11 protein-coding genes are annotated in these 12,279 nt (G+C 70.3%); 5 read left to right on the plus strand and 6 right to left on the minus strand.

What is annotated here, in order from left to right:
• Nucleotides 1-48 precede the first annotated feature (48 nt).
• From QNO26_RS12580 to QNO26_RS12600, 5 genes are all read left to right on the plus strand, one after another.
• The gene (locus QNO26_RS12580; protein WP_257534062.1) at nt 49-855 is read left to right on the plus strand and encodes a response regulator transcription factor; all 807 of its coding nucleotides are present in this window, start codon (nt 49-51) and stop codon (nt 853-855) included.
• Nucleotides 856-860: 5 nt separating this feature from the next.
• Complete coding sequence (locus QNO26_RS12585) at nt 861-2,543, plus strand: sensor histidine kinase (RefSeq protein ID WP_257638770.1); 1,683 nt, start codon at nt 861-863, stop codon at nt 2,541-2,543.
• Complete coding sequence (locus QNO26_RS12590) at nt 2,540-3,670, plus strand: nucleotidyl cyclase domain-containing protein (RefSeq protein WP_257534065.1); 1,131 nt, start codon at nt 2,540-2,542, stop codon at nt 3,668-3,670. The genes QNO26_RS12585 and QNO26_RS12590 overlap by 4 nt, the downstream gene beginning before the upstream one ends.
• Before the next feature lie 130 nt (nt 3,671-3,800).
• A complete protein-coding gene (locus QNO26_RS12595; protein ID WP_257638769.1) occupies nt 3,801-4,766 on the plus strand; it encodes a glycoside hydrolase family 6 protein in 966 nt (321 codons plus the stop codon).
• Nucleotides 4,767-5,065: 299 nt separating this feature from the next.
• Nucleotides 5,066-6,100, plus strand: a complete 1,035-nt coding sequence (locus tag QNO26_RS12600; RefSeq protein WP_257534068.1) for a response regulator transcription factor — start codon at nt 5,066-5,068, stop codon at nt 6,098-6,100.
• 165 nt (nt 6,101-6,265) lie between these two features.
• On the opposite strand, the gene QNO26_RS12605 is transcribed toward QNO26_RS12600, so the two are convergent.
• The 6 genes from QNO26_RS12605 to QNO26_RS12630 form a co-directional block, all read right to left on the minus strand.
• Nucleotides 6,266-7,708 carry a glycosyltransferase family 2 protein gene (locus QNO26_RS12605; protein ID WP_257534070.1) on the minus strand — a complete coding sequence of 481 codons (1,443 nt, stop codon included), beginning with the start codon at nt 7,706-7,708 and terminating at the stop codon, nt 6,266-6,268.
• On the minus strand, nt 7,705-8,460 hold the full coding sequence (locus QNO26_RS12610; RefSeq protein WP_257534072.1) for a fructose 1,6-bisphosphatase: 756 nt from the start codon (nt 8,458-8,460) through the stop codon (nt 7,705-7,707). The genes QNO26_RS12605 and QNO26_RS12610 overlap by 4 nt, the downstream gene beginning before the upstream one ends.
• Before the next feature lie 187 nt (nt 8,461-8,647).
• Nucleotides 8,648-9,271 carry a hypothetical protein gene (locus QNO26_RS12615; protein ID WP_257638768.1) on the minus strand — a complete coding sequence of 208 codons (624 nt, stop codon included), beginning with the start codon at nt 9,269-9,271 and terminating at the stop codon, nt 8,648-8,650.
• Nucleotides 9,272-9,586: 315 nt separating this feature from the next.
• Complete coding sequence (locus QNO26_RS12620) at nt 9,587-10,285, minus strand: endonuclease/exonuclease/phosphatase family protein (RefSeq protein ID WP_257534075.1); 699 nt, start codon at nt 10,283-10,285, stop codon at nt 9,587-9,589.
• A 66-nt stretch (nt 10,286-10,351) separates the two neighbouring features.
• Nucleotides 10,352-11,239, minus strand: a complete 888-nt coding sequence (locus QNO26_RS12625; RefSeq protein WP_257534077.1) for a tRNA pseudouridine synthase A — start codon at nt 11,237-11,239, stop codon at nt 10,352-10,354.
• 34 nt (nt 11,240-11,273) lie between these two features.
• A complete protein-coding gene (locus QNO26_RS12630) occupies nt 11,274-12,116 on the minus strand; it encodes a universal stress protein (protein WP_257534079.1) in 843 nt (280 codons plus the stop codon).
• Nucleotides 12,117-12,279: the final 163 nt, after the last annotated feature.

Genomic DNA, 12,279 nt, shown 5'->3' on the forward strand with positions numbered 1-12,279 from the left:
GGAGCCATACAGAGCGGCTTGACCGCTCCGCCATCACTGGGGGGTCACATGGCGCATAACGCTTCACCACGCGCGGTGGTCATCGACGATGACCCCGACGTGCGACATCTGCTCGTGGAGATCCTCACCAGCGCGGGATTCGTCGTCACCGCCACAGACAACGGGGCAGACGGCGTGGCCGCGGTGACCGCCTACGACCCCGCCATCACCACCGTCGACGTCGACATGCCCGGCATCGACGGATTCGAGGCGATTCGCCGCATCCGCGCCGCAGGCAGTGACACCTACGTCCTTCTCGTCACCGCGCTCTCGGATGAGGCCGACGCCGTCATGGGCTTCGGCGTCGGCGCCGACGATGTGGTCGTGAAGCCGTTCCGCGCGCGCGAGCTGCGCGCGCGGCTGCTGGCGATGCTGCGCCGCCCGCGGGGCTTCAACGCGGAGTCCGGAGCGGTCGGCCGGCCGCTCGTGCCGCGGATCCCCGGCACCCCCGAGGGACCGCCCGACGTGGTGCGCCTCGACGGGCTGCTGCTGGACCGCGAGACCCGCACCGTCGTCGTCGACGGCGCAGACGTGTCGCTCACGCGGTCGGAGTTCGAGATCCTCGCGACCATCCTCGAGTCGGGGCGGCGTGTGCGCAGCAAGGCCGACCTCGTGCTCACCCTGCACGACGAGACCTACCTCGACCCGGCCCGGGTCAGCGATGCCGACGTGCGCGCGATCGAAGCGCACATGACCAACCTGCGCCGCAAGCTCGGCGACAGCGCCCAGGACCCGCGATTCATCGAGACGGTGCGCGGGGCGGGATACCGGGCAGTGTCCGGTCCCGACTACAGCGACGACGACCTCGACGACTGATCGCCGTGCCTGGCTACGCTGACGACAGGGCGCGGGAGTTGCCGTCCGACGCGCCATCTCGGCGCCATGACGCCCCCCATCGGTGGATCAGCTCGCGCACACGGTCGATCTGGCATTGGCAGCTCGCCGTCGCCGTCGCCGTCTCCGCGATCACGGTGACGGTCGCCTTGCTGTCGCCCGAGACCTTCACGAGACCGACCTTCAACGCCGGGGTCACGCTCACGATCGCCGTCAGCGCGGCCGCCCTCGCCGTGCCCTGGCACCGGCTGAGCAAGCCGGCAGTGGCACTTCTCCCTGCCATCGACATCATCACCATCGGGCTCATGGCGCACCAGGGGTCCGAGCTGCTGACGCTGCTCTGGGTGTTCCCCGTCACCTGGCTCGCCACGCACTACACGCTGCCGTGGCTCATCGCCGGCCTCTGCGAGATCGCGGGCATCCTCGTCACCGGCACGCTGGTGACCGCGGTCACCCCCGACCGCACGCTGAGCGTCATCGTGGTGCTGCTGGCACTGGCGTTCATCGGCATCACCATCACCACCACCGCCCGGCGAACGCGCGCGTTCCGACGGCTGCTCGAGCGGCAGTTCCATCAGCTCGAACGCACGCTCCGCCGCGTCGAGGCGCAGGAGAAGCGCGCGATGGCGCTGTTCAATTCCGTCGACACCGCGCTCGCCCGCGTCGACCGGCGCGGCGTGGTCCGCGGCGCCAACCACGCCTACCGGCGTCTGTACGCCATCGGCGACGTCGCCAACCCGCACCCCACCGCCGCGGTCGAATACGACACCTACCGCGGCAACCCGCTGCCGCCGCAGCGCACCATGCTCGCCCGCGCCGGCCGAGGAGAGCTCTTCGACGATCATCGCTTCTGGCTGTTCGACGCCGAGGGCATGTGGCACGCGCTGGATGCCACGACCAGCGCCAGCCCGGCCACGCCCGACGAACCCGAGGTGACGCTGCTGGCTCTGCGCGACGTCACCGCGGCCGTCACCGCGGAGCAGGAGAAGAGCACGATGACGACCATGGTCTCCCACGAGCTGCGCAACCCGCTCACCGCGATCATCGGCCACATCGACCTGCTGCTGGACCGAGACGATCTCCCCGCCGACGCCATCGACAACCTCACCGTGGTGGAGAACGCCGGACAGCGCATGCAGCGCCTGATCACCTCCGTGCTCGACGGCAGCGCACCCACCCCGCCGGCAGAGCGGGTCGATCTGCGCCGAGTGGTGGCCGCATCGGTGGACGCCTTCCATCCGGTGGCGCAGACCGCACAGCTCACCGTCGAACCCGCCATCGACCCCGACCTTCACGTGTCGGGTGACGCGTTCCGTCTTCGCCAGGTGGTAGACAACATCCTCGGCAACGCCGTCAAGTACACACCGCGCGGCGGTCAGGTGCGCGTCGAAGCACGCCGTGTCGGCCGAGAGGTGCGACTGACGGTCAGCGACACCGGCATCGGCATCTCCCCCGCAGACATCGAGCGCGTGTTCGAGCCGTACTTCCGAGCCGAGACCGCGCGGGCCAGCGGCATTCCCGGCACCGGGCTGGGCATGGTCATCAGCCGCGAGATCGTGCACGAGCACGGCGGACGGCTCGAGTTGACCAGCGCGCTCGGCCACGGCACCGACGTCGTGGTGCACCTGACAGCGGTGGATGCCGCCGACGCAGAGAGGATCGCCGAATGATCGACCCCACCATCGCCATCGCGTTCGTGGCGCTGTCGACCGTGAATGCGGCGGTGATCATTGGGCTGGGGTTCCTCCGCAACCCCACCCGTGCCGCCGCCATCTGGTCGTTCGCCTTCTGCCTGGCGATGATCACCGCCTTCGGCTGGGTCGCCGCCGACGCCTCCGGCTCGTCCGCGCTGCGCGCGGGCTGCGGCGCGGCGCTGCTCGGCGCCAGCGCCTTCATCTGGTCGGGTCTGCGCTCGTGGCGGGGAGTTGCGGACCACCTGTGGATCCCCATCGTGTTCACCGTGCTGTCGGCGGTGGCCCTCCCCCTGTCGACCGCCACCTCCACATTCGCGCTGGCGTTCCGCGGGGCCTTCGTCATGGCCGCGGTCTTCGCCGCGCTCACCCTCGTCGAGCTGACACGGACCGAGGCGCGTCTGCGTCACGAAGTGCTGCCTCTCACGCTCGCGTCGGTCGGTTTCATCCTGTTCGCGGTGCTCAGCACCGTCGAAGGAGTACTGAAGGGCATGCCCGCCGCAGGCACCGACGGTCTCGACCTCATCCGCGATCTCAACAGCCTGGGCGCGGTGCTCTACGGCTCGGCGGCCACGACGACGCTGCTTCTGCTCATCCGCGACGGGCAGTCGACGACCGTCGTCGGCCGCGCCCGCAGCACCTTCCGGGTGGTGGCCGAAGACCGGCTGCGCCGGGCCGAGTCGGCCGGCGACCGGTGGTGGTGTGTCCTGGAAGTGAGTCTGGACAACCCCGACGAGTTGCACGAAGCCTTCAGCACCACCGACTTCGCCCGCAGCACCGAGCGCTTCGTTCGCGACGTGCGTTCGGTGCTGCCTGCCGATGCCGACGTCGACGTGCAGGACGACACCCGGGTGGTGGCGCTGCTCCCCCGCCCCGAGGGCGCGGTGCGCCAACTGCTGTCCCGCCTGCTCGAACGCATCGCCACTCCCGACCCTGCCCAGCCGATCGCCGTGCGGGTCTCGGCGAGCATCGGTTGGGCCGCGGTGGACACCGTCGGCTACGACCTCGATGCGCTGCTCAGCGCAGCGCACGACGCATGCGACGAGGCGCAGCGGGCGGGCGGGGACCGGTGGGAGCGGGTCGCCGCCCCCCTGCTCCCTTCCTGACACCCCGCGCCGGACAGGTAATGTTCCCCGTGTGCCTCACCCTGCTGCGACTCCGCGCAACATGCTCGGTCGCCGCCGGCGGGTCCTCCCACGCCGGCTCCCCCGACGCCGGTTCCCTCGCGGCCTCACTGTGGCCCTCATCGCGCTCGGCGTCGTCGTCGTGCTGGGCGGTCTCGCCGCCGTCGGGATCGGGGTGACGCGATTCGCGCAGGCGCTCGGCGCGCAGCCGCCGGCGGTGGGCACCGTCGTGCAGACGCAATCCGGCTCCGCGGCCGCGCGGGCCGCGAAGGACCCTTCGGCCACCCCGCAACAGCGCGCCGCTGCGGACTACCTCGCCGCGCAGCCGACCGCCTACTGGCTGACGCCGGAGCGTGACCCGATCGGCCAGGTCTGGAACCGGATCGCCGCCCTCGCCGCCGAAGCCCGGGAACAGGACGCCGCGCTCGCCGTGGTCGTCTACGGCCTGCCCGGACGGGACTGCGGCAGCTTCTCGGCCGGCGGTCTCGACGAGGACGACTACGCCACGTGGACGGGCGAGATCGGCAAGGCTCTGGCGAACGCGCGCGACCTGCAGCGCATCGTCGTGCTCGAGCCGGACAGCCTCGCGCTCGCCCCCGAGTGCGGCAACCTCGCGGACCGCACCCGGCAGCTCGGCGGCGCCGTCGACCGGCTGGCGGGCGACAACACCTGGATCTACCTCGACGGCGGTCACGCCACCTGGCATCCGCCGGCGGTGATGGCGGGCATCCTCACCCAGACGGGACTGCTCGACCGGGTGCGCGGCTTCGCCACCAACGTGTCGAACTACAACGCGGCCGACGCGGAGTTCGACTACGCGCACGCGCTGGCCGCCGAACTCGGCGGAGGTCATGCGCTCATCGACACCTCGCGCAGCGGCGCCGGGTCGGATGGTGTCTGGTGCAACGCCTCGGGGCGCCTCATCGGCGAGCCGGGCGGGACGTTCGGCGACGAGGTCGTCGACACCAACCTGTGGATCAAGCCCCCGGGCGAGAGCGACGGCTCCTGCAACGGCGGCCCGCCGGCCGGGCAGTGGTGGGCGGATGCCGCGGTGGAGCTCAGCCGCGACGCGCGCTGACGACACGCCACCACCGCGTTTCGTCTCGCTTCGCTCGCTCAACGACCCACGCGGGCAACCGCGTTTCGTCTCGCTTCGCTCGCTCAACGACCCACGTGGGCAACCGCGTTTCGTCTCGCTTCGCTCGCTCAACGACCCACGCGGGCAACCGCGTTTCGTCTCGCTCCGCTCGCTCAACGACCCGGGATTCGGCTCGCTGCGCTCGCTCGGCGACCCGGGCCGATCGGGGGCGTCCGCGCGGCATCCCGGGCGTGTGTAGCATGAGCAGACCCCCCTCTCCGCACCCGAGGTTTCCCCGTATGAGTGATTTCGTCGCGCCCGTGAAGACCGCGGTGATCGTCGAGGACGACCCCGACATCCGCCACCTGCTCGCCGAGGTCCTGGAGGCGATGGGATTCTCGACGGTGTCGGTGGGCAACGGCATCGACGGGGTGCGCGCGGTGCTCACCTACCAGCCGCTCATCACGACGCTCGACGTCTCGATGCCGGGCATCGACGGGTTCGAAGCAGCGCGGCGCATCCGCGCCCAGAGCGACACCTACATCATCATGCTCACCGGACTCGAGGACGAGGCCGACGTCGTGCTCGGCTTGTCGTCGGGCGCCGACGAGTACATCTACAAGCCGTTCCGACCCCGCGAGCTGCGCGCCCGCATCGACGCCCTGCTGCGCCGACCGCGGGCCGGCAGCGCCGCACCCGTCGCCCCGCGCCAGGATCAGGTGGGCCCGTCGTTCCCGGGCGCGCGCCCGGTGACCTCGTCGATCCAGGTGGTGCGCGGGGGTGCCGCCGCCGGCTCCGCCACGGCCGCCGTCGCGGAGCCGATCGAGTACGTGGCGACCCCGGCGGCGACCCCCGAGCGGATGCCGGCCCCCGTCGCGGACACATCGGGGGCGCAGGGGAAGGGCGCGGCATCCGAGGGTCGCGCCGTCATCGTCGCCTCGTCGGAGGGCCCCCAGCCGGGTACCGATCTCGCTCCCGTCGGCACCGTGCGCCTCGGACCGTCTGCCATCGTGCACCGCGACCTGCAGCTCGACCCCGACAGCCGTGTCGCCGTCGCCGGGACCGCGGAGCTCGATCTGACCCGCACCGAGTTCGACCTGCTGGCGACACTCATGGCGTCGAAGCGACGCGTGCGCAGCAAGGCCGACCTGACACTCGTGCTGCGCGGCGAGTCTTACGTCACCACCTACTTCGTCGGCGACGCGGACAAGCGTGCCATCGAGGCGCACATGACGAACCTGCGCCGCAAGCTCGGGGACAACCCCGCCAACCCGCGGTACATCGAGACCGTGCGCGGGGTCGGCTACCGCATGACCTCCGAAGCCCTGGCCTGACCCCGACCCGGCCCGGCCCGCCCGCCCCGGGCCGCCCCCCCCCTGGGCCGCCCCCGCCCTGGGCCGTGAGACGAAAACTGACGGACGAGACCGCGGTTGTTACCCACAGTCTCGGCCGTCAGTTTTCGTCTCAGTGATTCCGGCGCGGCGCCGCCGGTGCGCGGGTCAGACCTTGAATCCCTGGTGACGGCGCAGGAGCTTGAACACCATCGTCAGGGTCTGCAGCACGGTCACCACACCGACGATCGGCCACCCCACCCACAGGATCGTCGACTGCACGAGCGGTCCGAGCATCGACCAGATCACGCTCATCGCGACGATCACGACGACCAGCAGCACGAGCGGCATCCAGTGCGCTGAGCCGCCGCCGGTCTCCGCGCGCGCCTGCATGGCCCAGTTGTCCACCTTCTTACGGGAGAGGAAGCGGGTCCACGAACGCAGAAAGTGACTGATGCGGATCCACATGAAGATCTCCGCGGGGAAGATGAGGCCGGCGAACGCCACATCGCGGGCGTTGCGGTTCTTCATCGTGTACGCGATGCGCAGGTTCAGCAGCACCGCCACCACCGGCGGCAGCAGCCACAGCGGCGAGAACACGAACGCGTTGATCGACAGCGACCCCGCCAGCAGGGTCAGGAAGGCCACGCGCACGAACAGGTTGGTGAGCATGCCGAAGTTCTCGAACCAGCGCATCCGCAGGTTCGGGTGGAACGGCTGGCCCTTCGTGTCACCGCGCTGCCCGGGCCACATCAGCTCGATGGAGCCATACGTCCACTTGACCTGCTGGGCGTCGTAGCCGCGCAGCGTGGTCATGCCGCCGACGTCGGCGCGGGCATAGGGGCTGATCTTGGTGAGGAAGCCGGCGCTCTTGATCTGCAGCGACAGCAGCGAGTCCTCGACCTCACTGTCCTTCACCCACGGCGTCGACTGCCGGTTCTGCTTCATCGCCTCGCGCAGCGCCGTAGTCGAGAAGATCGAGAACTGACCTCCGAGCACCGCCATGTTGCGCCCGTGCAGCAGGTTCTGCAGGTTGAACGCCGCGAACTGGGTGCGCTGCCCGGCGATGAGGAACTTGCCCACCAGTCCCTTGATGGGCTGGTCGTCGATCGAGTAGATCGCGGAGATGCCGCCGATGCGCGAGTCCGACACCGCCTCGGTCTCGAGGTACTCCACCGCACGCGGGTCGGCGATGGTGTCGCCGTCGACGCCCAGCAGGTAGTCGTAGCCCTCGACGAGTGCGTAGCCGTAGTTGAGCGCGCCGACCTTCTTGTCGGGGTTCTTGCCGATGTCGTGCACGAAGACCTCGGTGAACTGCTCCCCCAGGTCGGTGACGATCTCGTGCGGCCCGGCGTACTCCGAGGCGATCTTCACGGTGGCGTCGGTGGTGTTGTTGACCACCAGATGGATAACGTCCGGCACGCGGGTCTGAGCCAGCAGACTCTCGAGCACGGCTGCGATCGACTCCTCCTCGTTGTACGCGGGGATGACGCAGCCGATGGTCGAGCGATGCCCGGTGGCGTTCTCGAGCACCGATGAGAAGTCGTCGGCGAAGCCGTTCTCCGACGTGAGGTCGTCGGATGCCTGAGGGGCGGATGCCGGCGCGCTCATGATGCGGGCTCCTCGGTGCCGGCGCCCGAGTCGGTTCCGGCGCCCGGCTCGGAGACCGGGAAGATCGCGATGGGCAGCTGGTGGTAGACGGTCTGCTGCAGGAACGAGGTGTCGTCGTTGGCCGAGCCCTCGACCCAGATCGACAGCTGGAACTGCAGCGTGAGCCCGAACGTATCGGGCGGAAGCTGGTGGATCGTCGTCTCGGGCACGTGCAGTCCGCCCTGGAAGCTGTTCAGCAGCAGCCCTCGGTCGGACCGCAGCGTGTCGGTGGGCACGAGCGTGCGGGGGTCGGCGGCGAACTGGAACGGCGTTGACACCTGCCCCCCGGTCTGTGCGGTCTGCGAGGTGATGCCGACCTGGGAGATGTACACCCGGCGCTTCTGAGTGAGCACCGCCTTGTCGTCCACGCGGTGGTCGTAGACGTTGACGGCGAAGCCGAAGGTCTTCTCCCCCTCCGGCATCCACTCACGGGTGCGCTTCGGCGCGGCGGCCCAGACGTCGAGACGCACCTCGAGCCCGTCACTCACATCGGAGGTGAGCGACACCGACCCGTCGTAGGTGAACTGCGAGTCGAACTCCATGCTGGGCGTCGCCGTCGGCAGCGGCTGAGGCGTGCGCTCCACCGCGGCGGAGTCGGATCCGGTGATCGCGTCGAGCAGCGGCGTGCAGCCTGTCAGTGGCAGCGCGGCCGCGACGATGATCGCGGTACCGGCCAGCAGGCGGGCAGGGTGGAACGAACGGGGGGATGACATGGCTCACCGGCTTCAGCGGGCGCAGAGGTGCGCAGGGGGATGCCGGCGGAGATTCGGTGATCGGGTTCACGCGGATGCCGGTGGTTGAAGTCTAGGAACCGCTGAGGGCGTGGGGAGGCGTCTTGGGGCTTCCTTGTGCTTCCCTTGCGCTTACGCGGTGGCCCGAACACAGGGTCGGGGGGGAACGTCACTCTGCGGCGGCGGGCGGCGCGGCGATGGCGATGGTCAGCACGTCGGTCGCGGTCTGCTTGGCGTACTCGCTCGATGTCGGCGTCGTCTGCACGAGGAAGTCGAACGTGAACTGCACGGTGACGAAGGTGGCGTCGTCGGGCACCGACCCGACGTTGAAGGTCTGCGAGTAGCTGTAGGGGCTCAGCACGAGGTAGCCCGGGCTGACCGTCGCGGCATCCGCCTGCGGGTCGAGCGTCTCGAAGGTCTCGGCCGCGTTGGCGGGCACGACGTTCATGGTGGCCTTCTGCAGGTACACCTTCTGCCCGTCGTTGGGCGTGACGGTCGTGACCATCGACATGCTGAGAGGCTTGACGCCGGTCGGGGTCCAGCGATCCATCGACAGATCCGACCAGTAGTCCACCGTGGCCGACACCGCCCCCGCCGTGAGCTCGCGCTGCGTGCTGCCCCCGGAAAGGTCGCTCGCCACCGGCGCGGGCACGGGCGCTGTGGCCCGAGGGGTCGCCTCGGCCTCGCTCTCGGGCGCCGTCGTCCAGGGCGCCGGGCCGCACCCCGTGAGCGCGCCCGCGGCGATCAGCAGGATCGCGATGAGCCCGCCTGCACGCTTGCCACCTCGTCGCATCGGGTCTCCTGTTCCGCCGCTCTCGCCGCGGCCGGACGGCGCGAGCGGTCCCTGAATTCTACGCGCCTGCAGTGAGCGGCCTGTGCGCCGTCAGGACAGCCCGCAGGTCCCCCGACGCACCGCCATCGACGCCTCCAGTCTCAGCGTTAGATAAAGACCCACAGTTCTAGCGCAACTTTCCCGCAAGAGCCTCAAGGCTCGACTTCCGCCCGTTTCAATTGCCTGAGTGACGACGTGGGGATCGTCTCACAGGGGGTAGCTGTCAGCCGGCCACGAGTTTGGGGGACTCGGGCCGGCTGCAGCGCCCACACCCTGTTACGCGGCGTCGTCAGCCGCGCGTGACAGCGACGACGGGGTCGCCGTCACGAGGATCGGCAGATGGTCGCTGCGGCCCTGCGGAAGCGTCGTGACCCGCTCGATGTCGAAGCCGACCGACGTTGCGAAGTCGTAGTGACCGCGGAAGAACTTGTACCGCGTGTAGGTGCGCATGTCGCTCAGCGTGAGTTCGTAGCCGTGCTCCCGCACCTTCTGGCCCAGGCTCTCCTTGAAGACGGGGTAGTTGTAGTCCCCGACCATCAGGGTGGGCAGCGAGTCGCCCAGATCCGCCAGCTCGGTCAGCGCCGCCTTGATCTGATGGCGGCGCAAGGAGTTCAGCGCCGTCAGCGGCGCGGCGTGGAACGAGGCGACGATGAACTCGCGGTTGTTGTCGATGTCGCGCAGCCGCACGCCCAGCATCCGCTCCTCTGCGGGCTTGAGCACACGGTCGTGCAGCGACTTCTTCAGCGACATCGAGCGCGCCTCGAGCACGCGGAACGTGTTGTCGCGGTAGTACACCGCGAGGCCCAGCCTGTTGCGGCGGGTGGAGTCGGCAAGAGTGAGGCCGCCGATCTGCCGGGGCAGCTCCGCCGTCACCGCCTCCTGCAGGCACAGCACGTTGGCCGCGTGCCGTTCGACCAGCTCCGACAGTTCGCCGGCGGCGCGGTGCTTGCGCAGGTTGTACGAGATGAGTCTCATCGTGAGTCCCAGCGTATGCCCGACGCCTGGCCGCGAGGTGACGGTTGCACGTGCGGTGGCTGAACGCTATTCGGCGTCGCGGCGGTTGCGCGTCTGGGCGGCGCGTGCGGCGAGCAGATCATCGGCGGGGTACCCCACCTCGGTGAGGGTGAGCCCGCGCGCGGCCAGCACCTTGAACTCGCTCGTGCGCACCGCGTCGTCGCGCAGGGTGACGACGTCGGCGGGGCTGAGACGGCCCTCGCCCACCGCCACGCAGGCGCCCACCAGCGCACGCACCATGCTGTGGCAGAACGCGTCGGCCTTGACGGATGCCACGAGCACGCCGAGGTCGTCGCGATGCCACCCGAACTCCAGCAGGGTGCGGATGGTCGTCGCCTCGTCACGCGGCTTGCAGTACGCGGCGAAGTCGTGCAACCCGATCAGCGAGCGCGCGGCGGCGTCCATCCCGGCGACGTCGAGGTGAGCGCGCACGCTGGTGGTGCGGTGGCGCTCGAGCGGGTCGTAGCCGGTGGCGAGATCGGCGATGCGGTACTCGTAGCGGCGGCTGTTCGCCGAGAACCGGGCGTCGAAGCCTTCCGGCGCGATGGACGTGCGCCGCACGACCGCGTCGGGGTACTGGCCCAGCACGCCGCCGATGCGGGCGGCGAGCGCCGCCACGCGTTCGCTGTCGTCATCGTCGACCGCGGCGTCTGCGGCATCCACTCGGTCGTCACGCCGCCGCCCGCGCCGCGAGCGCAGGCGGTGCAGCTGCCCGTCGTCGAGGTCGAGGTGCGCCACCTGCCCGGTCGCGTGCACGCCGGCATCCGTGCGCCCGGCGACGACCAGGCGCGGCGAGCCGCCGAGGATCCGCGTGACGGCATCCTCGATCGTGCCCTGCACGGTGCGCAGTCCGGGCTGACGCGCCCACCCGCGGAAGTGCGTGCCGTCGTAGGCGATGTCGAGACGGATGCGCACCCCGACATCCTAATTCGCGTCGGCGCCGGGCCCGTCAGCGCGTGACGACCGTGACCGTGGCCAGCCGCTGCAGCACCTCGTGGCTGACCGAGCCGAGCAGGAACCGCGCGAGCGCGTTGCGCCCGTGCGTGCCGATGACGGCCAGCTTGGCGCCGGCGGCGAGGTCGTTGATCACCGCGGAGGGGTGCCCCTCCACCGCACGCTCCTCGATGACGAGGTCGGGGTACTGCGACCGCAGACCCGCCATCGACAGGGCGAGGGCCTCGGTGGCCGCCTGCTGCATGTTCTTCAGGTACAGGTCGGGGTAGACCATCGTGGCGTTGCGCGGCATCGCCACCGGCGTCCACACGCACACCGCGGTGAGCGGCTCACCCAGACGGTCGGCCTCGGCTGCGGCGAAGGCGATCGCATGCTCCGACACCGGCGAACCGTCGACGCCGACGATGACGCCGGCGCGGTCGTGGATCTCGATGTCGGGCACGACCACGACCGGGCAGTGCGAGGCGGCGACGATGCGGATGCCGTGCGCCCCGCGTGCGGGGCCTGATCCCGGACCCCGGTAGTCGCTGCCGATCACGAGCAGCGCGGCACGCTCGGATGCCTCGGCGAGGGTCGTCACCGGGTTTCCGGCATCCACCCGCGTCGTCACCTCGACGCCCGCTTCGGCGACCCGCGCCGCTTCGGCCTGCAGCATGCGCTGGGCGGCGTCGAGCACCAGGTCCATCACCGCGCCCTCGCCGACGGTGCCGATCGCGCCGCCGACGACGCTCACGAGCTCCACCTTCTGGCGACGCTGAATGGCTCGACGCGTCGCCCACTCGACGGCCCTGCGTGCAGCGGGGGCTTCGGTCACTCCGACAACGATCGTTCCGGTCATTTCATCCTCCGTGGGAGTCGTGCGCCTGCGGCCAGCCTATTGCGCCGGGGGGCGCCGCGCCCGGGGTCGGCCGGAGAAATCGCCGGGGTCGCAGACTCTCCCTGCGCGCTCAGACTCGGAGGCCGCCCCGACCTAGACTGGGAGGGTCTTTGGCCGCCACCGC

This window comes from Microbacterium sp. zg-Y1090, assembly GCF_030246945.1.
Lineage (GTDB): Bacteria > Actinomycetota > Actinomycetes > Actinomycetales > Microbacteriaceae > Microbacterium > Microbacterium wangruii.